This is a genomic window from Microbaculum marinum (assembly GCF_037855135.1).
GTDB classification, from domain to species: Bacteria; Pseudomonadota; Alphaproteobacteria; order Rhizobiales; family Tepidamorphaceae; genus Microbaculum; species Microbaculum marinum.
Genome location: NZ_JAZHOF010000004.1, coordinates 97,463 through 117,981, shown reverse-complemented (window position 1 = coordinate 117,981; position 20,519 = coordinate 97,463). Strand labels below are relative to the sequence as shown.

Below are 20,519 nucleotides of genomic sequence, written 5' to 3'. Positions count from 1 at the left end.
TCCCGGCGATGAACAAGCTCGTCATCGCCACCGACGCCTGGCATCCGCAGGTCAACGGTGTCGTTCGCGTCCTCGACCGCCTGCGCCGCGAAACCCCCGCCTACGGTCTCGAGATCGACGTCGTTTCGCCGGACGGCTTTCCGGCCGTTCCGCTGCCGACCTACGGCGAGATCAAGCTCGCCCTGTGCAGCCCGAGCTCCGTCGGCCGGCGTATCGAGGCGGCAGGCGCCGAATTCGTGCACATCCCCACCGAAGGACCGATAGGCATGGCGGCGCGGCGCTGGTGCCGTCGCCAGGGCCGCGGCTTCACGACAAGCTTCCACACCCGGTTCCCGGAGTATCTCGCCTCGCGCGTGCCTGTTCCTACCTCTGTTTCGTATGCCTGGCTGCGCCGATTCCACAATTCCGGCCTGGCGACGATGGTGTCCACGCAGACCCTTGCCGACGAACTGAGCGGGCGCGGCTTCCGGAAGCTGGCGATATGGCCGCGTGCCGTCGATACCGGGGTGTTCTGCCCGGGCGAGGCGGCGGCGCTCGACCATCCGCGGCCGATCTTCCTCTATGTCGGCCGCGTGGCGGTCGAAAAGAACGTCGCGGGCTTCCTGGCGCTGGACCTTCCTGGCACCAAGGTCGTGGTGGGCGACGGACCGCAACGGGCCGAGCTGGAGCGTCGCTTCCCGGAGGCGAAGTTCCTCGGTGTCCATACCGGCGACGATCTGGTGCGCCTGTATCGCGCCGCCGACGTCTTCGTGTTTCCCAGCCGCACCGACACGCTCGGACTGGTATCGATCGAGGCGATGGGCTGCGGAATTCCCGTCGCCGCCCACCCGGTGCCCGGACCGCGCGATGTGGTCGGCGACTCGGGGGCGGGGGTGCTGGACGAGGACCTGCGTGCAGCGGCGCTGGCGGCGCTCGACATCCCGCGGGAGGCATGTCGTGAACGGGCGTTGCAGTTCAACTGGTCCCGAAGCGCCGAGGCCTTCACCGACATCGTGCGGACGGCCAATGGCCGCGTTCCCGGCGCCGGCGTCGCAAAGCCGGTGGCGGCCGTCGGCTGATCGCCGCTTGCCGCTGTTTCCGGTTGCTGTAGGCTGATCCGGTCCGGCCGGCCGCTGATCGACACCTGCCGACCGATAGAGGACGGACAGATGACCACGGCAATGCAGTCGGTTCCCTCTTTCGCGGATGTGCAGGCGGCCGCGCAGCGTCTGGAGGGCGTGGCGTTCAGGACGCCGCTGGTCCGCTCGGCCGCGCTGGACGCGCAAGTGGGCGGCAGCGTCCTGTTCAAGGCCGAAACGCTCCAGCGCACGGGATCCTTCAAGTTCCGCGGCGCCTACAACGCGATTTCAGGCATTCCCGAGGCGGAGCGTTCGCGCGGCATCGTTGCCTGTTCCTCCGGCAACCATGCCCAGGGCATCGCCGCCGCCGCGGCACTGTACGGGGTGCCGGCGACGATCGTCATGCCGAGCGACGCGCCGCGCCTGAAGCGGCAGCGCACCGAGTCCTACGGCGCCCGCGTCGTCGACTACGACCGCGCCACCGGCGACCGCGACGCCATTGCCGCGGCAATCGTCTCCGATACCGGCGGCGTGTTCGTCGCGCCCTACGACAATGCCGGAGTGATTTCCGGGCAGGGCACGACCGGTCTGGAACTGGTTCGCCAGGCCGACGAGATGGGGCTCCTGCCCGATATCGTGCTGGTGCCGTGCGGTGGCGGCGGTCTGACGGCCGGACTGGCGCTTGCGGTCAAGTCGCTGCTGCCGGATACCGAGGTGATCACCGTGGAACCGGAAGGCTTCGACGACCACGCCCGTTCGTTCCGCTCCGGCAATCGCGAGCACAACCAGGCCAAGGCCGGATCGATCTGCGACGCCTTGATGGCGCACCAGCCCGGAGAACTGACGTTCGAACTCAACAGGTCGCGGGTAACCCGCGGCCTCGCCGTCTCGGATGCCGAGGCGATGGCCGCGGTGGCCTATGCGTGGCGGGAACTGAAGCTGGTGGTGGAGCCCGGCGGCGCCGTCGGCCTCGCGGCGATCCTGGCCGGCAAGGCCGACACTGCGGGCAGGACCGTCGCCGTCGTGCTGTCGGGCGGCAATGCGGATCCGGAGGTCTATGCGCGGGCCGTCGGCGCGGCCGGCCCGGACTAGTACAGGCGACTGCCGGGCTCGCGCAGCCGGACGATCTTGCCGTCCGAGGCGTTTGCGACAGGGTCGTCCGAGGTCTCGGACCGGAAACGCCGCGACGGGAGCGCCGGCACGGCCGCGTCCCGATCCGCACGATCCGTCCGACAGCCGGGGTCCGGACCTGTGCCTGGCCGCGCTGCGTCCCGGCTTCCCGCGCCTTCGTCCGCCCACGTGACGTCGTCGGCGTAAAAGGCGGCGATGTCCTTGAGAAAGCGACCGACCGCCGCGTCGGTACCGCTGCGAGCGCTCGGCGCCAGCTCGGCCGTCTCGTCCTCGCCCGCTGTTGCCGCCGCGATGGCATTGACGCGGTCCTCGATCCGCTGTAGCGCCTCGCCCATCGTGTTGATCGCCCTGAGCGCGACGGTCTCGCGCCAGATCGCCCCGCGGCCGGTGGGGCCTCCGGGGTCGAGGTCGGGAAGCGCCGCCATCTGCGATCGCGTCCGGGCCAGGATCGCCGAAATGTCGGATATGTCAGACCGGCTTGCTTCGATCCCGGCAAGGCCCGCGCCCTGGACGGCGTGTTCCAGGCGCTCCACCGCGGCGAGCACGGTGCCGGTATCGGCGATGCGATTGCGTCTGGCATGTTCGTCGAGGAACCACCGGCCGCGCGCGGTTTCCATCACCGCCGCGCGGACGGCCTCATAGTCGGGGTCCGGCTGCCGCTGTATACCAGCGGGTTCCGCCGGCGAAGCGGCCGGCGCGACCGGCAATTCTTCGTCCTTTTTCAAGAGCTTATTCTCGAGCAGTCATACTATGGATCGAAATCGGTTTGCCTGGAGCCTGTCCGTCTACTACTCGGCCCTGTTCCTCATCATCGGCCTGATGCTGCCGTACCTGCCGCTCTGGATCGAATCGAGAGGTCTGTCCCCGACGCAGATTAGCGTGATTCTCACGATTCCGATGGTCGTTCGGCTCGGCGCGATCCCCGTCATGACCTTTCTTGCCGACCGGATGCCGGCGCGCCAGGTCGCCCTCCTGATCTACTCCGTCGCGGCCGCGACGCTGCTCTTCGTCTTTCACCTCACCGAGGGGTTCTGGGTCATCGCGGCGGCAGTGGCGGTCGTTGCCGTGTTCCTCACGCCGCTGCTGCCGATCACAGAGGCGGTGGCGATGCGCGGGGCGCGGCTCTACGCCCTCGACTATGGACGGATCCGACTGTGGGGATCTCTGTCCTTCATTGCCGCCAACATCATCGGGGGCGCGGTCGTCGCCCGCGGCGGGGGAGCCGGCGCGCTGCTGGCCCTGAACGCCGCGGCCGTCCTGACGGCCATCGCCGCCTTCGCGCTGCCGCGCCGCGAGCCGGCTTCCGACGATGCGCCGGTCGCGGCGCAGAAGCCCGTCCGCGGCAACATGCGCGAACTCTACGGCCTGCTGCGGCAGCCGCGGTTCGCCGCCGTACTGATCGGGTCCGGGCTCATCCAGTCCAGCCACGGCATGTTCTACGCCTTCGGCACGATCGGCTGGGTGGAGCAGGGGATCTCGCCCTCGACGGTCGGATTCCTTTGGGCCACGGGCGTGCTGGTCGAGGTCTGCCTGTTCGCGGTCGCGGCCCGTATCGTCGCGACGCTCGGCATCGGCGGTCTGTTTGCGGCCGGGGCGATCGCCGCCGTCCTGCGATGGAGCCTGATGGTGGCGGAATGGCCGGTGGCGGTGTACTTCCCGATCCAGGCGCTGCATGCCCTGACCTTCGGAGCAACCCATCTGGCGACGATGAACTACCTGACCCGGGAGGCCCCGGATCACCATGCCGGCAGCGCCCAGGGGCTGTTCTTCACGCTGTACGGGCTGATGACGGGCACTGCGACGCTGGCGGCAGGCCCGCTGTTTCGCACATTCGGCAGCGGCGGCTACGCGGCGATGGCGATCTGGGCGGGGGCCGGCGGCCTCATCCTGCTGGTGACGCTCCGCCCGCGGCGCACCTGAACGGCTAGCCCCAGAGCTCGGCATCCGGCGGGTGCACGGTGCTGCCGTCGAAGCGAAGACCCGGCTGCCGGTCCTTCGCCAGCAGCAGCGGTCCGTCGAGGTCGACCCACTCCGCATCCTGGGCGACGAGCAGCGCCGGCGCCATCGCCAGCGACGTCGCCAGCATGCAGCCGACCATGATCTTCATTCCTTCGGCACGCGCCGCCGCCGACATCGCCAGCGCCTCGGTGAGGCCGCCGGCCTTGTCCAGCTTGATGTTGACCGCGTCGTAACGCGCCGCGAGTCCCGTCAGGCTTGCCCGGTCGTGGACGCTTTCGTCGGCGCAGACGACCACCGGACGCTCGATATCGGCGAGCGGCTCGTCGGCGTCGGCCGGCAGCGGCTGCTCGACGAGTTCGACCCCGGCCGCAGCGCTCACCGCGAGCAGGCGCTCCAGATCGGCCGGCTTCCAGCCTTCGTTGGCATCGAGGATCAGCCGCGCCTCGGGCGCACCCTCGCGCACCGCCTGGATCCGCTCGGCATCGCCGGCGCCGCCGAGCTTGACCTTGAGCAGGGGCCGGTGCCTTGCGGTGTGGGCGGCCTCGTACATCGCTTCCGGGCTGGCGAGGCTGAGCGTGTAGGCGGTGACGAGCGGTTTCGGCGTGCCGAGCCCGGCCAGCGACCAGGCCGGCCGGCCGGCCCGCTTGGCGTCGAGGTCCCACAGTGCGCAGTCGACGGCGTTGCGCGCCGCGCCCGCCGGCATGGCCGTCGCCAGCCGCTCGCGCGTCATGCCGCCCGCGATGTCGCCCGCGACCGCCGCGATGGCGTCGCCGACGCCCTCGACGGTCTCGCCGTAGCGGGCATAGGGCACGCATTCGCCGCGGCCGACGGCGTCGCCGTCGCGGATTTCAGCGACGACCACGACCGCCTCTGTCTTGGTGCCGCGCGAGATCGTGAAGCCGCCGGCGATCGGCCAGCGTTCGGTGCGCACGGTGAGGGCGGCGCTCATGACGCCGGGAAGTCCCGGGCGATGCGCGCGACGATGCCCTCGACGCCGAAGCGGACCGGATCGGACGCCGGCACGCCGTATTCCGTCGCGGTGCGCTCGCAGATTTCGCGGGCTTCCGCCTCGTCGAGCTTCTCGGTGTTGATGCAGATGCCGACGCAGCGGATCGCAGGGTTGGTCAGCCGGCCCGAGGCGATGGTCGCCTCGATCACCTGACCGATCGTCGGCAGCGGGTGCTGGACGTTGCGCATGTGCGTGCGGGTCGGTTCGTGGCAGACCACGAAGGCGTCCGGCTGGGCGCCGTGCAGGAGGCCGAGGGTCACGCCGGCGAAGGAGGGGTGGAACAGCGATCCCTGGCCCTCGACCACGTCCCAATGGCTGTCGGGGGCGGCCGGCGTAAGCCATTCGGCGGCGCCGGAAATGAAATCGGCCACCACCGCGTCGACCGACACGCCGCGTCCGGAAATGAAGATGCCGGTCTGGCCGGTGGCGCGGAAATCGGCGTCGAAGCCGGCATCCCGCATGCCCTTCTCCAGCGCCAGCGCGGCATATTTCTTGCCGACCGAACAGTCGGTGCCGACCGTGAGAAGCCGCTTGCCGGACCTCTTGGTTCCCTTGCCGGTCGCGAACCGCTCGCGGCTGTGGCGCACGTCGAACAGCTGTCGTCCGCAGCGCTGCGCGGCCTCGGCGATCGCCTCGATCTCGCCGAGACGCATGTGCAGGCCGCTGGCGATGTCGAGCCCGGCCTCGATGGCCGTCACGATCGACTCGACCCAGTGGTCCGGCAGCACGCCGCCGGCATTGACGACGCCGATGATCATGGTGCGCGCGCCGGCCGAAACGGCCTCGGCGATCGTCATGTCCGGGATCTCCGCATCGGCCTTGCAGCCGGGCAGACGGAACTGTCCGACGCACCAGTCGCGGCGCCAGTCGACGATCCCGTAGGCCGTCTTGGCGGCAAGGTCGTCCGGCACATCGCCGAGGAACAACAGATACGGACGCGCGATTTCCATGCTATCTAGGCCCCGAATTGTCGTTTTCGTGGCGCCCGCGCACTTGCTGCGGGCGCGAACGAACATCAAGATGCGCCGTATTATCGGTGGCCGGCCATCCTTAGCAAGCGGGATGGCCGGCCAATCGCACGAAAGGGGCCGCAAGGCGGCGGGAATGGATCAAAGACCGGCGATCAGTGCATCCCAGGCCGGCGACGGGGTGACGCTTGCGGCATCCGGCAACTGGACGGTGACCGAGGCCGAAAGGCTCAACGGCGAGATCCGGCAGGCCGCCAGGCTGCCGTCGGGAACACGCCGCGTGACGATCGACCTGTCCGGCATCGACCGCTTCGACACGGCCGGCGCCTGGCTGATCCACCGCACGGCCCGCAACATGGTCAACGACGGCCTCGAGGTCGTCTATACCGGCATCGGCCCCTCGCGCGAAATCCTGATCGGGGAGGTCGAGAAATCCGACCGCCCGCCGGCCGAGCCGAGACGCGAGGCGCCGTTCGTCACGGCGCTGGTCAACGATACCGGCGAGGCGGTGATCCAGTCGGGACGCGACCTGGTGCAGCTCAGCTCGCTGCTCGGCTCGACCGTCCTGATCATGGCCGGCTTCCTGTTCCGGCCCTGGCGCATGCGGCTGACGTCGATCACCTACCACCTGGAGTACATGGGGCTCAGGGCGGTGCCGATCATCGCGCTGATCTCCTTCCTGATCGGCGGCATCGTCGAACAGCAGGGCGCCTACCAGCTTCGCTACTTCGGCGCCGAGATCCTGTCGATCGACCTGGCCGGCATCCTCGTCCTGCGCGAGCTGGGCGTGCTGTTGACGTCGATCATGATCGCCGGGCGATCGGGCAGCGCGATAACGGCCGAACTCGGGTCGATGAAGATGCGCGAGGAGATCGATGCGCTGCGGACGCTGGCGCTCGATCCCGTCGAGGTGCTGATCGTGCCGCGGCTCATCGCGCTGGTCATCGCGCTGCCGCTGCTGACATTCGTCGCGAACATGTCGGCGCTGGCCGGCGCCGGCCTCACCGCCTGGATCTACATCGACGTGACGCCGCAGACCTTCCTGCCGTATCTCCAGAACGCGGTGGCATTGAACACCTTTCTCGTAGGCCTCATAAAGGCGCCGTTCATGGCGCTGGTGATCGGGATGATCGCCTGCCTGGAAGGCATGCAGGTCAAAGGGAGCGCCGAGTCGCTCGGCCGCCAGACGACGGCGGCCGTGGTGAAGGCGATCTTCATGGTCATCGTGCTCGACGGCCTGTTCGCGATGTTCTTCGCGGCAATCGACTACTGAGAGACCCGGCATGGCGGCGACCAACGGATCGGCATTCAGCGTATCGGACAACGCACCGGGAAGCGGCTCGGGCGCCGGTGCCGGCGTCACGGGCACCGGGCCCGTCGCAAACGGTGCCGGGGAACGCGACGCCGTCATCAGGGGGCGCGGGATCACCGTCGGCTTCGGGCGGACGAATATCCTGGAGAACCTCGATCTCGACGTCTATCGCGGCGAGGTCCTCGGCGTCGTCGGCGGATCCGGCACCGGCAAGTCGGTGCTGCTGCGCACGCTGGTCGGACTGCAGCCGCGCCGCGGCGGCACGATCGACATGTTCGGCACCGATATCGACAGTGCCTCGGCGGCCGAGCGCAATGCGGTCGAGCGCCGGTGGGGCATCCTGTTCCAGGGGGGCGCCCTGTTCTCGTCGCTGACGGTGAAGCAGAACGTCCAGGTGCCGATGCGCGAGCATCTGCGCCTCGAATCCTCCCTCATGGACGAACTGGCGGAGCTGAAGATCGCCATGGTCGGGCTGGCGGCAGACGCCGGCGACAAGTATCCATCCGAGCTGTCGGGAGGCATGATCAAGCGCGCCGCCCTGGCGCGTGCCCTGGCGCTCGATCCCGATCTGGTTTTCCTCGACGAACCGACCTCCGGCCTCGATCCGATCGGCGCGGCGGACTTCGACGACCTGATCTCCAAGTTGCGAGACACTTTAGGTCTCACGGTTTTCATGGTAACCCACGACCTGGACAGCCTGTTTTCGATCTGTGACCGGATCGCCGCTCTGGGCAAGAAGCGAATCCTGGTCGCCGGCGACCTCGAAACGGTCATGAACTATCCGGATCCGTGGATAGAAGAGTATTTTCACGGCAAGCGGGCGCGCGCAACGGCTGCCGGCATGAGTCAGCAATAGGCAAGTACGAGTAATGGAAATCCGGGCAAGCCCGTTCATTGTCGGCCTGTTCACCCTGGCGGTCGTCGCCGGTGCCTTCGGCTTCATCTACTGGATCGGGACCTTCGCGGATTCCGCCGGCAACGTGCGGTATCGCGTGGTCTTCTCCAACGAGGTGACCGGCCTCAACAAGGGATCGTCGGTCCTCTACAACGGCATCAAGGCCGGTGACGTCCTCGACCTGTCGGTGGCCGTCGACGATCCCGCGCAGGTGGTCGCCCTCATCCAGGTCGACCCCAAGTATCCGATCAACGTCGACACCACGGCGCAGCTTCAGTTCACCGGCATCACCGGCGTCGGGTTCGTCCAGCTCAAGACGGCCAAGGCCGATGCCAAGCCGCTCGTGGAGGCGTGGGGCGACTCCAGCGAGCCGCCGATCATCTACGCGGAGAAGTCGACCTTCCAGGACCTGCTGGAAGGCGCGCAGTCGATCATGGCGAAGGTCGATTCCGTGGTGACGCGCCTCGATACGGTGATCGGCGAGAACGAGACGTCGATCCGCAACACGGTGCGCAACCTGGAGACCTTCTCGGGAGCACTGGCCGACAATTCCGACAAGATCTCCTCGTTCATCACGGATGCGAGCGCGGCGGCGAAGAGCCTCAGCGAGGTCGGCGGCAAGATCGAGACGCTGGCGACCAACCTGAACACCGTGGTGGAAGCGATCCAGCCGGATGCGGTCCGCGCGATCGTTGGCGACGTTCGCACCTTCGCGGACGCGCTGGCGGCGAATTCCGACAAGGTGACCGTGCTGGCCGAGAATGCGGGGCAGGCCGCGCAGCGCATCAACGACATTGCCGGCCGTCTCGAAGGCGTCGCCGACGACGTGCGGAAGGTGGTGCAGGCAGTCAATCCGGAGGCGATCACCCGGACCGTCGACAATTTCGACCGCATCACCGCGACGATCGCCGACAAGGATCAGGAGATCACCAAGTTCATCGACGACGCGACCGCCACCGCCGCGGAGTTCAGGAAGGTAGGCGCGCGGGTCGACGCGCTGTTGCAGAAGGTCGACGGAATGGTCGGCGATGAAGGCGGCAGCAACATGATACAGAACATAAACGAGGCCGCCGTCTCCTTCCGGAAGCTCGCCGACAACCTCAATTCCAAGCTCGATCCGATCACCGCCGGGATCGAGCGGTACGGCGTCGGCGGACTAAAGGACTTCCAGTCGTTCATGGCGGAAGGACGACGCACCCTGTCGAACATCGATCGGGCGCTTTCGAACCTGGAGAGCAATCCGGCGGGTTTTCTGTCTGGACGATCTTCGGTACCTGAATACAATCCGGGCCGGCGTTTCTGACAGAATGCGCAGGGCAAGTGCGCACGCGTTGCGTAGAGGGCAGGGGGAATTGAAGTGTACGTAGCGTGGCGGGCGACTGTCGTGCTTGCATTCGTCGCGCTCGTCGGCGGATGTGCCGCGCTCGTGCCGAAATCGCCGCCGGCGACGTTCGATCTCGAGGCCCCGACGAGCTTTCCCGCGAACGTCGGCTCGACCGGACTGCAGTTCGCGATCACCGAGCCCACCGCCGTTGGCGCCCTCGACAGCGAGCGCATCGTCGTGCAGCCGATGCCGACCGAGGTCACCTATCTCGGCAAGGTGCAGTGGAGCGACCGCGTGCCCAAGCTCGTCCAGGCACGCCTGATCGACGCCTTCCGGAATACCGGCAAGGTCCGCTCGGTGGGGCTGCCCGGCGGCGCCGTCCAGAACGACATCGGCCTGGTGACCGATCTTCAGGACTTCCAGATCGACGCCACCGCCGGGCAGGCCGTCGTTTCCATTGCCGTTCGCATCGTGTCCGACACGACGGGGCGGGTGCTGGACTCGCGGATCTTCACCGCGCGCCAGCCCGTCGCAGGAAACGACGCCAACGCCATGGTGGATGCGATGAACGCGGCCTTCCAGCAGGCGGCGGTCGAGATCGTCGTCTGGACCCTGGCCCGGATCTGACCGGCGCGGCTGCGGGCTCCTGCAGGGCTCGGCGGCCTTCCGAAGCAGTTCATGCGAACCAGCCGGCTGACCGTCGGAGTCATCCGGCCGGCAGGTCGGACCTCAGGTCAGCCGCACGGACATGCCGCCGTCGGCGATCACCGGACTTCCCGTCATGAAGCTCGACCTGTCGGACAACAGGAAGAGCGCAGCCTGGGCGATCTCCTTCGCATTCGCCATTCGCTTCATGGGATGCAGGTTCGCGATGAACTCCATGAAGTCCGGATTTCCTTCTCCGCCCGCCGCCGTGACGGTGCCGCCCGGCAACAGCGCATTCACGCGGACGCCATCTGCCGCATGGTCCAACGCCAGGGACTGCGTCAGCCCGATCAGGCCGGCCTTCGATGCCGCGTAGGCTCCCATGCCGGGTAGGCCGGCGTTGCTGAAGCCGACGAAGGACGAGGTGAAGACGATCGAGCCGCCTCCGCGCCTGGTCAGCCTGGGGATCTGTGCCTTGGCGGCGAAATAGGCTGCGGTCAGGTTGACCGAAAGGACGTCGTTCCAGTTGTCTGCGCTCATGGATGGGACCGGGCCCATCTCCCCCACGATACCGGCATTGTTGAAGGCACCGTCAAGGTCGTCGAACTCGGTCAGTGCGAGGTCGACGAGCGCTTCTGCATAGTCCTCGTCCCGGACGTCGCCGGCAAGGAAGACCGCCCTGCCGTTGCTCCTGTTGATCGCCTCCGCGACCGCTTCCAGTTCCGCCGGCCGGCGGGCGCCGAGAACGACATTGGCCCCTTCAGCGGCAAACAGGGCCGCCGCGGCGGCACCGATTCCGCTGCTTGCGCCGGTGATGATGATCGTCTTGTTGTCCAGTTCCATGATGTGCTCCTCGGCAAGGTCGTTTCATGGATCTGTAGTGGCTGCCGAGGCTGCGCCGACACCCGTTTCCTGAAAGGCCAAAGACGAGTTAGCGCAAGAGGCCGACGGATTTCGCGGCGGAGATCGACAGCCCGATCTCCAGCCGTGACATTACCCCGCATTGTCGGCCGCCTGCCCGGCTGCATGTTAAGCTGAGTTGCAGCGAATCGTATGTGCGGAGGTGACCGGCATGGATCTCGACTTCGTAATGCTCTCCCGCATACAGTTCGCGTTCACCATCGCCTTCCACATCATCTTTCCGAGTTTCACCATCGGCCTTGCGGCGTGGATCGCCACGCTGCTGGTGGTGTGGCGCCGCACGGGCAACGAGCGCTACCGGGAACTGGCGCAGTTCTGGACGAAGGTCTTCGCGATCTCGTTCGCGATGGGAGTCGTCTCCGGCCTGGTGCTGTCCTACCAGTTCGGCACCAACTGGAGCCGCTTCTCGGATGTCGTCGGCAACGTCGTCGCGCCGCTGATCGGCTACGAGGTGCTGACGGCGTTCTTCCTGGAGGCGACCTTCCTCGGCATCATGCTGTTCGGCTGGAACAGGGTGCCGCCGTGGCTGCACGTGACGTCGGCGGCTGTCGTGGCGGTCGGGACGATGATTTCAGCCTTCTGGATCCTGTCGGCCAACTCCTGGATGCAGTATCCCGTCGGTCACGTCGTCCGTGACGGCATCGCCTACCCCGAGGACTGGCTGCAGATCGTCTTCAGTCCGACCTTCCCGCTGCGGCTGGCGCACATGCTGCTGGCTGCGTACCTGACGACGTCCTTCGTGGTGCTGGCGATTGGCGCGCGCTATCTGCTGGCGGGGATCCACCTAGAATACGGACGGATCATGCTGCGCATGGGGCTGGGCATGGCGATCGTGCTGGCGCCCCTGCAGGCCTTCGTCGGCGATCAGAGCGGGCTCAAGGTTGGCCAATACCAGCCGGCCAAGCTGGCGGCGATAGAAGCCCACTGGGCGGCTGACGAGCCGGGACCGGTGCCGCTGATCCTGTTCGCCTGGCCGAACGAGGCCGAGGAGCGCAACGACTTCGAGATTGCCGTTCCGTACCTGGGAAGCCTGATCCTCACCCACTCGCTGACCGGCTCCTTCCCCGGCCTCAAGGCGTTTCCGCCGGAGGACCGGCCGCCGCTGTGGGGACCGTTCTTCGGATTCCGGATCATGGTCGGAATCGGGATCCTGATGATCATCGTCGCGTGGGCCGGCGGCTTCTTGTGGTGGCGCGGACGGCTGGAGAGCAGCCGGCTGTTCCTCAAGGTCGCCTCATATATGTGGCCGGCCGGCTTCGTTGCCGTGCTGTGCGGCTGGATCGTCACCGAGGTCGGCCGGCAGCCGTGGGTGGCAACCGGGATACTCAGGACGGTCGACGCGGCCTCGCCCGTTCCCGCCTATGCGGTGCTGGCCAGTCTCGCCCTGTTCGTGGTGGTCTACGGGTTCGTGTTCTCCTTCGGGATCTACTACATGAACCGGCTGCTCAACAAAGGACCGAAGAGGCTGGACGAGACCGAGGAAGGCGTTCCCTCGCGGCCGCTGACGGCAGTCGGGTCCGCCGGCCCGGATGCATACAGGGGATAGGGCGATGGATCTGACCTTCGATTTCTATCTCCCGGTGATATGGGCCGGGCTGATCGCTGCCGCCGTGGCGATGTACGTGGTGCTCGACGGCTTCGACCTCGGCGTCGGCATCCTCTTTCCCTTCGCCCGCAAGGAAGAGGACCGCGACCAGATGATGAATTCCGTCGCGCCCTTCTGGGACGGCAACGAGACGTGGCTGGTGCTGGGCGGCGGCGGCCTGTGGGTGGCGTTCCCGCAGGCCTACGCGATCGTCATGCCGGCGCTCTACCTGCCCGTGATCGTGATGCTGCTGTCGCTGATCTTCCGCGGCGTCTCGTTCGAGTTCCGATGGGTCTCCAAGCCGCGACACCGCCGCTGGGATCGCGCGTTCGCAGGCGGATCGACGATCGCCGCTTTCTGCCAGGGACTGATCCTGGGCGGGCTGATCCAGGGCATCGCGGTGGAGGACGGCGAGTTCGTCGGCGGCGCCTTCGACTGGCTGACGCCGTTCTCGGTGATGTGCGGCGTCGGCCTCGTCTGCGGCTACGCGCTGCTGGGCGCCACCTGGCTGATCATGCGTACCTCGGGCGAGGTCGAGGAGCGGGCGCGGCGCCAGTCGCGGACGATCCTGCTGGTGGTGCTCGGGTTCATCGCGATCGTCAGCCTGTGGACGCCCTTCGGGTTCGAACGGATCGCCGACCGCTGGTTCACGACGCCCAACATCTACTACCTGTGGCCGGTGCCGCTGATCACCGCGGCGCTGGCGCTGCTGCTGTGGCGGTCGCTCGAACGCGCCGGGGCGGCGATGCCGTTCCTCGCAACGCTCGGCCTGTTCGTGCTGTCCTATCTCGGCCTTGCGATCTCGACGTTCCCGCTGATGGTGCCGCCGAACGTCACCATCTGGGATGCGGCCGCCGTGCCGGAAAGCCAGATCTTCACCTTGGTCGGAGCGGTCTTCATGCTGCCGGTCATTCTCGGCTACACGGCGTTCGTGTACTGGACGTTCCGGGGCAAGGTGCATCCCGGCGAGGGCTATCACTGAGGCGGCCGGCGATGCGCTTCGAGGGCAGGACGGCACTGGTCACCGGCGGCGGCACGGGTATCGGCGCGGCGGTGGCGCGGCGCCTGTCGGCGGACGGCGCAACCGTGGCGGTGCTGGGGCGCAGGCGCGAACCGCTCGAGGCCGTCGCCGCGGCGACCGGCGGCATCGCCATCGCCGCCGACGCGGCCGATACCGGCGCGGTCCGCGCCGCGCTTGCCGACATCCGCGCCAGGGCCGGTCCGGTCGACATCCTGATCGCGAATGCCGGCGGCCACGGGATGGGCCCGACCGTGTCGATGGACGACCGGACATGGGCCGAGTCCGCCCGCGCCAACCTCGACACCGCCTTCGTCTGCGCCCGCGAATGCCTGCCCGACCTGATCGAACGGGGCGGCACCATCGTCATCGTGTCGTCGATCGCAGGGCTTGCCGCCGCGCCGGAGGCGGCCGGCTACGTCACCATGAAGCACGCCTGCATCGGGCTCGGCAAATCGCTCGCCCGCGACTACGGCCGCAAGGGCGTGCGCACCAACATCGTCTGCCCCGGCTGGGTGACCTCCGAGATGGCCGACGAGGAGATGGCGACGCTCGTCGGCCAGGCCGGGGCCGCGCTCGGCGTCACCTCGGTGGAGGAGGCCTACGCGCTGGTGACGAAACACGTGCCGATCGGCCGCCCGGCCACGCCGGAGGAGGTGGCCAACGTGATCTGCTTCCTGGCCAGCGCCGAGGCGGCGATGGTGAACGGCGCGGTGCTGACGGTGGACGGCGGCGCCAGCATCGTCGACCTGCCGACGATCGCCTTCGCCGACTGAGCGCGCAGCCGCTAGTCGTCGCGCCGCAGGGCAAGCTCCGACAGGGCCTGGCCGAGCGTGACGAAGTCGTGCTTGCGCGCCGACGTGCGCCGCCAGGCGAGGCCGATGGTCCGGCTCGGTTCGGGATCGCGGAACCGGAGCAGGACGGTCCGCTCGTCGCGGAGCTCCGCGTCGATCGCCATCTCCGGCACAAGCGTGACGCCGAACCCGTTGGCTACCATCTGGACGATCGTCGTGAGGCTCGTGGCGCCGAGTTCTCCGAGCGTGTCGCGATCCGCCATCTGGCACAGGCTCAGCGCCTGGTCGCGCAGGCAGTGGCCCTCGGACAGGAGCAGCAGCCGCTCGTCGGCCAGGAGCGACGGGTCGACCCGCCGGCGCTCGTCGGGCGCGTCGCCGGCCGGCCGCACCAGCAGGAAACGATCCTCGAACAGCCGCAGTGTCTGGATGTCCGGTCCCTCGACCGGTAGCGACAGCAGCACCAGGTCGAGCTGGCCCCGGGTCAGATCATCGAGCAGGCGGCTGGTCTGCGCCTCGCGAAGCTCGAGCGCGATGTCGGGGAACCGCGTCCGGATGAGCGGCAGGGCCCGGGGCAGGAGATAGGGGGCGATCGTCGGGATGACGCCGAGCCGCAGGCCGCCCGACAACGGTCTGTCCGCCTGGCGGGCGTAGTCGACCAAGTCGTCGGTCGCCCGCAGGATCGAGCGGGCGCGCCTGACGATCTCCTTGCCGGCAGTGGTCAGCGCGAGGCTTCCCCGGCCGCGTTCGACCAGCCCGATGCCGAGTTCGGTCTCCAGTTCCTTGATCTGCATGGAGAGCGCCGGCTGGCTGATGTGGCAGGATGCCGCGGCGCGGGCGTAGTGCCGCTCGCGGTCCAGCGCATCCAGGTACTTGAACTGCTTGAGGGTTGGCATATCAGTTAATCTTATCGATTATTCTGATTTTCCAATTTGCGCTGATTGGACGCTCGGGTCAATATCACCTTAGAACGCTTCAAATCAGGGAGGCGTCCGCGCGATACGGTTTCCATCCGGTGAGAGGGTCCCGTTGTTCCGTCGCAGGAGCTCGGACCCTGGCCGCGTCAGCCGAGAGCCCGATCGCTGCAGGCACCGCTTCACCCGTAGCGCGGGCGCCCCTCCCGGATTGGGCCGGTATGGATTGCCAGGAACGGCGGTCGTTCCCAACGCACCGGATCGACGCACAGAGAACATGATCGGAGAGAGACATGGACGCGAAAACTGACGACGGCACAGGCGGATGCCCGTTTTCCGGCGGTAGGCGCGGACGGCGCAACGCCGACTGGTGGCCGGAGCAGCTCGATGTCGAGATGCTCCACAAGAATTCCGACCTGTCCGACCCGATGGACAAGGACTTCGACTACGCGGCGGAGTTCAAGAGCCTCGACCTCGATGCCGTGATCGCCGACCTGCACGCGCTGATGACGGACTCGCAGGAGTGGTGGCCGGCAGACTTCGGCCATTACGGCGGCCTGTTCATCCGGATGGCATGGCACAGCGCCGGCACCTATCGCATCACCGACGGACGCGGCGGCGCCGGTGCGGGGCAGCAGCGCTTCGCACCGCTCAACAGCTGGCCGGACAACGCCAACCTGGACAAGGCGCGCCGCCTGCTCTGGCCGATCAAGCAGAAGTACGGCCGCAAGATCTCCTGGGCGGACCTGATGATCCTGGCCGGCAACGTCGCGCTTGAATCGATGGGCTTCAAGACATTCGGCTTTGCCGGCGGCCGCGAGGACGTCTGGGAGCCGGAGGAGCTTTTCTGGGGGCCGGAGGGCACCTGGCTCGGCGACGAGCGCTACAGCGGCGAACGTCAGCTCGCCGAGCCGCTGGCGGCCGTGCAGATGGGTCTTATCTACGTCAATCCGGAAGGCCCCAACGGCAATCCGGACCCGATCGCCGCCGCACGGGACATCCGCGAAACGTTCCGGCGCATGGCGATGAACGACGAGGAAACCGTCGCGCTGATCGCCGGCGGCCACTCGTTCGGCAAGACCCATGGGGCCGGCGATCCCTCGCTGATCGGGCCCGATCCCGAAGGCGCCGAGATCGAGGACCAGGGCCTGGGCTGGAGCAACGGCTACGGCACGGGCTTTGGCGACGACACCATCACCGGTGGTCCCGAAGTCACCTGGACGCAGACCCCGACCAAGTGGAGCAACCTGTTCTTCGACAACCTGTTCGGCTTCGAGTGGGAGCTCACCGAGAGCCCTGCCGGCGCCAAGCAGTGGGTGGCAAAGAACGCTCCGGAGTCGATCCCCTACGCGCACGATCCCTCGAAGTTCCGCCGGCCGACGATGCTCACCACGGACCTGTCGCTGCGCTTCGATCCGGCCTACGAGAAGATCTCGCGGCGCTTCCACGAGAACTTCGACGAGTTCGCCGACGCCTTCGCCCGGGCCTGGTTCAAGCTGACCCATCGCGACATGGGTCCGATCCAGCGCTACCTCGGCCCGCTCGTGCCGAAGGAGACGCTGATCTGGCAGGATCCGATCCCGGCGATCGATCATGAACTGGTCAGCGAGCAGGACATCGCCGACCTGAAGGCGAAGATCCTGTCCAGCGGCCTGTCGGTGTCCGATCTGGTCTCGGCGGCCTGGGCGTCGGCTTCGACGTTCCGGGGGTCCGACAAGCGCGGCGGCGCCAACGGCGCACGCGTGCGCCTGGCGCCTCAGAAGGACTGGGAGGTCAACGAGCCGGCCCGTCTCGCCAGGGTGCTGGAGAAGCTGGAGTCGATCCAGGCGGACTACAACTCCGCCCAGACCGGCGAGAAGAAGGTGTCGCTGGCCGATCTCATCGTGCTCGCCGGCGCCGCGGCGATCGAGAAGGCTGCCCGGGATGCGGGCACGGAGGTCAAGGTCCCGTTCACGCCGGGCCGCATGGACGCCTCACAGGACCAGACCGACGTGGAATCCTTCCAGGCGCTCGAGCCGCGGGCCGACGGGTTCCGCAACTATTCGAGCGGCAAGGAGTTCATGATGCCCGAAGAGGCGCTGGTCGACCGGGCCGAACTCCTGGGGCTGACAGCACCGGAGATGACGGTTCTGCTCGGGGGCTTACGTGTGCTGGGCGCCAACACCGGCGGCTCCGAGCACGGCGTCTTCACGAAGACGCCGGGCATGCTGACGAACGACTTCTTCCTCAACCTGCTGACGATGGCGACCAAGTGGAAGGACCTCGGCGACGGCACATACGAGGGAATCGACCGCAAGACCGGCGAGCGCAAATGGACCGCGACCCGTGTCGACCTCATCTTCGGGGCGCATTCGCAGCTGCGCGCTTTCGCCGAGGTCTATGCGTGCTCCGACTCCCGGGAGAAGTTCGTGAAGGACTTCGTCGCAGCCTGGAACAAGGTGATGAACGCCGACCGGTTCGACATCGCCGACGCCCGCTAGCAGCTATCGAGACGGGGAAGGGTATGCAACCCTTCCCTCGCCACCGCGCGCCCCCAGGGGCGCGCGGTTTCCTGCGAGCCGCGCCCGCCTGTTGTCGGCGCGGATTTCTCGGCGCTGACTTCGCCACCGCGAAGAATTGCCCCTTTTCCGCAAGCCTCGGGCCACGCTATGGTCGGAGCGGATCGAGGGGTTTCGGCGGCGTGTGATGCGTATCTCGGCGAATTGCAGCGTGCTTGGCCTGATTTCGGGTGCCCTGGCGGCGGGTATCTGCGCATTTGCGGCCTGCAGCGTGCCGGCGCGCGCAGTGGCCGAAGAACTCGTCCTCCGCGGTACGCTCTACGAGGCCGGGGATTTCCGGGTCGGCGAGCGAATCCCCAATTGCGGGCGGGCCCGCACGATCCTGACGGCGGATCTCGGCGACTACGGCGCCTCGATCGGCGCCTTCATCATTCTCAATCCGCAGAAGCTCGACCGTCTCTCGGCGGCGACCCGGCTGTTCGTCTACAGCCACGAGTGTGCCCATCAGCTCTATGGACCGGGCGAAGAACGGGCCGACTGCTACGCTGCGAAGCGCGGCAAGGCCGAGGGGTGGCTGCAGCCCTCCGATATCGATGCGGTGTGCCGGATCTTCCCGCACAAGAGCCGCAGTGCGGAACATCCCGACCGGGCCGCGCGCTGCGCGGCGATTCAGGCGTGCTACGCCTCCGCCACCCGTCCGACCTCGGCGCCATCGCCCGTTGCCACGCGGGACGGCCAGACGTACCGGTAAAGTCGGCGCGATCGCCTGTCGGAAGTCCGGCCATGCAACGAGGGACTTGATTCCCGTCCCGCCGCGCCCCAAAACAGGGATCACACAGCCCCGATCAATCCGAAGAGACCGTTCCCGATGGAAAAGTTCACCACGCTCACCGGCGTCGCCGCGCCCCTGCCTCTGGTCAATGTCGACACCGACATGATCATCCCGAAGCAGTACCTCAAGACGATCGCCCGGGACGGTCTGAGCAAGGGCCTGTTCGCCGAGCGGCGCTTTAACGAGGACGGCAGCGAGGATCCGGACTTCGTGCTCAACAAGCCGGCCTATCGCAACGCCAAGATCCTGATCGCCGGCGAGAATTTCGGCTGCGGTTCCTCGCGCGAGCACGCACCGTGGGCACTGATGGATTTCGGCATCCGCTGCGTCATCGCGCCGTCCTTCGGCGACATCTTCTTCAACAACTCCTTCAAGAACGGCATGCTGCTGATCAAGCTGCCGCAGGAAGAGATCGACAAGCTGCTCGACGACGCCAGCCGCGGCGCCAACGCAATGATCACCGTCGATCTGGAGAGCCAGACGATCTCGGGTCCGGACGGCGGATCGATCACCTTCGAGGTCGACTCCTTCCGCAAGCACTGCCTTCTGAACGGCCTCGACGATGTCGGCCTGACGATGGAGAAGGAGGACCTGATTGCCGGCTTCGAAAAGCGGGAGGCCGAGCACCGGCCCTGGCTTTAGGAAACCGCGCCGCGCCGGCTTCCCGGGGCGGATGGCCGCACGCACGTTCCGCCGCGACGTCGCGGGCTGAAGCGTGCCGGTGTCGGTGACGTCGCTCCTCTACGTTCTCGTCGGCGCGCTGGTTTCGTATGGCCTGGTCGTCGCGGCGATGCTGGTGCTGCAGCCGCGACTGCTGTTCCTGCCGAATGTGTCGACCCGTTCGATCGAGGCCGATCCCGGTGACATCGGGCTTGCCTTCGAACCGGTTGCCATCCGTACGGCGGATGGCATCCTGCTGGACGGGTGGTATGTTCCGGCAGTGGCGCCGCGCGGGGTCCTGCTGTTCTTCCATGGCAATGCCGGCAACATTTCGCATCGTCTGGAGTCGGTGCGGATCTTCCACGAGCTGGACCTCGACGTCCTGCTGATCGACTATCGGGGCTACGGGCGAAGCGAGGGCAGCCCGTCCGAAGCCGGGCTTGGCAGGGATGCGGAAGCCGCCTGGCGATACCTCGTCGAGCACCGTGAGACCGCGCCGGAAAAAATAGTCATTTTCGGCCGCTCTCTCGGCGCTTCGGTCGCTGCGAGGCTGGCCGCGGACAGGAAGCCCGCGGGCGTCATCCTCGAGAGCGGCTTCGTGTCGGTTCCCGATCTCGGCGCGAGGATGTATCCGTGGCTCCCGGTCCGCACCCTCAGCAGGTTAAAGTTTCCGACGATCGACCATGTAAGGTCGATACGCAGCCCGGTCATGATCGTGCACAGCCGTGGCGACGAGATCATTCCGTTCGCCGACGGCCAGGCGCTGTACGAGGCTGCGAGCGCGCCGAAGCGCTTTCTGGAGATCGAAGGCGGGCACAACGACGGGTTCCTGGTCAGCGGCCGGCGTTATACCGACGGCCTCGCCGCCTTCCTGGCGGAGGTCCTGTAGCCGCGGGCGTTCGCCGGGTAATTGGCGTGCCACAGTCCGACCTCATTGTCTCCGCCAATTGGTGCGGCATCTTAGGTGGAATCCGAAACGGGGCCGGCAAGGACGGGAAT

At 67.4% G+C, this 20,519-nt stretch carries 19 protein-coding genes; 14 read left to right on the top strand and 5 right to left on the bottom strand.

The window, feature by feature from the left end; genetic code table 11:
• Positions 1-8 precede the first annotated feature (8 nt).
• Positions 9-1,058 (top strand): glycosyltransferase family 4 protein, encoded by a 1,050-nt coding sequence (locus V3328_RS10565; protein ID WP_340329619.1) that lies wholly within the window; start codon positions 9-11, stop codon positions 1,056-1,058.
• Positions 1,059-1,148: 90 nt separating this feature from the next.
• On the top strand, positions 1,149-2,150 hold the full coding sequence (locus V3328_RS10560) for a threonine ammonia-lyase (RefSeq protein ID WP_340329618.1): 1,002 nt from the start codon (positions 1,149-1,151) through the stop codon (positions 2,148-2,150).
• Here V3328_RS10560 and V3328_RS10555 read toward each other — a convergent pair.
• The gene (locus tag V3328_RS10555; RefSeq protein ID WP_340329617.1) at positions 2,147-2,914 is read right to left on the bottom strand and encodes a hypothetical protein; all 768 of its coding nucleotides are present in this window, start codon (positions 2,912-2,914) and stop codon (positions 2,147-2,149) included. The two genes, V3328_RS10560 and V3328_RS10555, sit on opposite strands and share 4 nt — an antisense overlap.
• Positions 2,915-2,939: 25 nt before the next feature.
• Between V3328_RS10555 and V3328_RS10550 the strand changes: the two genes are divergently transcribed.
• Positions 2,940-4,109 carry an MFS transporter gene (locus V3328_RS10550; RefSeq protein WP_340329616.1) on the top strand — a complete coding sequence of 390 codons (1,170 nt, stop codon included), beginning with the start codon at positions 2,940-2,942 and terminating at the stop codon, positions 4,107-4,109.
• 4 nt (positions 4,110-4,113) lie between these two features.
• Here V3328_RS10550 and dgcA read toward each other — a convergent pair whose 3' ends face one another.
• Both dgcA and dgcN read right to left on the bottom strand, forming a co-directional pair.
• The gene (gene dgcA / locus V3328_RS10545; RefSeq protein WP_340329615.1) at positions 4,114-5,097 is read right to left on the bottom strand and encodes an N-acetyl-D-Glu racemase DgcA; all 984 of its coding nucleotides are present in this window, start codon (positions 5,095-5,097) and stop codon (positions 4,114-4,116) included.
• On the bottom strand, positions 5,094-6,107 hold the full coding sequence (gene dgcN, locus V3328_RS10540) for an N-acetyltransferase DgcN (protein WP_340329614.1): 1,014 nt from the start codon (positions 6,105-6,107) through the stop codon (positions 5,094-5,096). Before dgcN ends, dgcA begins: the two co-directional genes overlap by 4 nt.
• A gap of 154 nt (positions 6,108-6,261) precedes the next feature.
• Between dgcN and V3328_RS10535 the strand changes: the two genes are divergently transcribed.
• The 4 genes from V3328_RS10535 (at position 6,262) to V3328_RS10520 (ending at position 10,283) form a co-directional block, all read left to right on the top strand.
• A complete protein-coding gene (locus V3328_RS10535; protein ID WP_340329613.1) occupies positions 6,262-7,398 on the top strand; it encodes an ABC transporter permease in 1,137 nt (378 codons plus the stop codon).
• Positions 7,399-7,408: 10 nt separating this feature from the next.
• A complete protein-coding gene (locus tag V3328_RS10530; RefSeq protein ID WP_340329612.1) occupies positions 7,409-8,293 on the top strand; it encodes an ABC transporter ATP-binding protein in 885 nt (294 codons plus the stop codon).
• Positions 8,294-8,306: 13 nt separating this feature from the next.
• Complete coding sequence (locus tag V3328_RS10525) at positions 8,307-9,635, top strand: MlaD family protein (protein ID WP_340329611.1); 1,329 nt, start codon at positions 8,307-8,309, stop codon at positions 9,633-9,635.
• Between the two features lie 81 nt (positions 9,636-9,716).
• The gene (locus tag V3328_RS10520; RefSeq protein ID WP_340329610.1) at positions 9,717-10,283 is read left to right on the top strand and encodes an ABC-type transport auxiliary lipoprotein family protein; all 567 of its coding nucleotides are present in this window, start codon (positions 9,717-9,719) and stop codon (positions 10,281-10,283) included.
• A gap of 102 nt (positions 10,284-10,385) precedes the next feature.
• Here the strand turns inward: V3328_RS10520 and V3328_RS10515 are convergent, their stop codons facing one another.
• Positions 10,386-11,144 carry an SDR family oxidoreductase gene (locus V3328_RS10515; RefSeq protein ID WP_340329609.1) on the bottom strand — a complete coding sequence of 253 codons (759 nt, stop codon included), beginning with the start codon at positions 11,142-11,144 and terminating at the stop codon, positions 10,386-10,388.
• A gap of 229 nt (positions 11,145-11,373) precedes the next feature.
• Between V3328_RS10515 and V3328_RS10510 the strand changes: the two genes are divergently transcribed.
• Genes V3328_RS10510 through V3328_RS10500 form a run of 3 tightly spaced genes read left to right on the top strand, consistent with a single transcriptional unit; the run spans position 11,374 to position 14,601 of the window.
• Positions 11,374-12,768 carry a cytochrome ubiquinol oxidase subunit I gene (locus V3328_RS10510; RefSeq protein WP_340329608.1) on the top strand — a complete coding sequence of 465 codons (1,395 nt, stop codon included), beginning with the start codon at positions 11,374-11,376 and terminating at the stop codon, positions 12,766-12,768.
• Between the two features lie 4 nt (positions 12,769-12,772).
• Positions 12,773-13,789: a cytochrome d ubiquinol oxidase subunit II gene (gene cydB / locus V3328_RS10505; RefSeq protein ID WP_340329607.1), complete on the top strand. Its 1,017-nt coding sequence runs from the start codon at positions 12,773-12,775 to the stop codon at positions 13,787-13,789.
• A gap of 11 nt (positions 13,790-13,800) precedes the next feature.
• Complete coding sequence (locus V3328_RS10500) at positions 13,801-14,601, top strand: SDR family NAD(P)-dependent oxidoreductase (RefSeq protein WP_340329606.1); 801 nt, start codon at positions 13,801-13,803, stop codon at positions 14,599-14,601.
• Between the two features lie 11 nt (positions 14,602-14,612).
• Here the strand turns inward: V3328_RS10500 and V3328_RS10495 are convergent, their stop codons facing one another.
• Positions 14,613-15,512 (bottom strand): hydrogen peroxide-inducible genes activator, encoded by a 900-nt coding sequence (locus V3328_RS10495; RefSeq protein WP_340329605.1) that lies wholly within the window; start codon positions 15,510-15,512, stop codon positions 14,613-14,615.
• A 311-nt stretch (positions 15,513-15,823) separates the two neighbouring features.
• On the opposite strand from V3328_RS10495, the gene katG reads away from it, so the two are divergent.
• From katG to V3328_RS10475, 4 genes are all read left to right on the top strand, one after another.
• Positions 15,824-18,010, top strand: a complete 2,187-nt coding sequence (gene katG, locus V3328_RS10490; protein ID WP_340329604.1) for a catalase/peroxidase HPI — start codon at positions 15,824-15,826, stop codon at positions 18,008-18,010.
• 205 nt (positions 18,011-18,215) lie between these two features.
• Positions 18,216-18,779 carry a hypothetical protein gene (locus V3328_RS10485; protein WP_340329603.1) on the top strand — a complete coding sequence of 188 codons (564 nt, stop codon included), beginning with the start codon at positions 18,216-18,218 and terminating at the stop codon, positions 18,777-18,779.
• A gap of 117 nt (positions 18,780-18,896) precedes the next feature.
• Entirely contained in the window at positions 18,897-19,502 is a 606-nt protein-coding gene (gene leuD / locus V3328_RS10480; RefSeq protein WP_340329602.1) for a 3-isopropylmalate dehydratase small subunit, read from the top strand.
• Positions 19,503-19,581: 79 nt separating this feature from the next.
• Positions 19,582-20,409: an alpha/beta hydrolase gene (locus V3328_RS10475; protein ID WP_340329601.1), complete on the top strand. Its 828-nt coding sequence runs from the start codon at positions 19,582-19,584 to the stop codon at positions 20,407-20,409.
• Positions 20,410-20,519 lie beyond the last annotated feature (110 nt).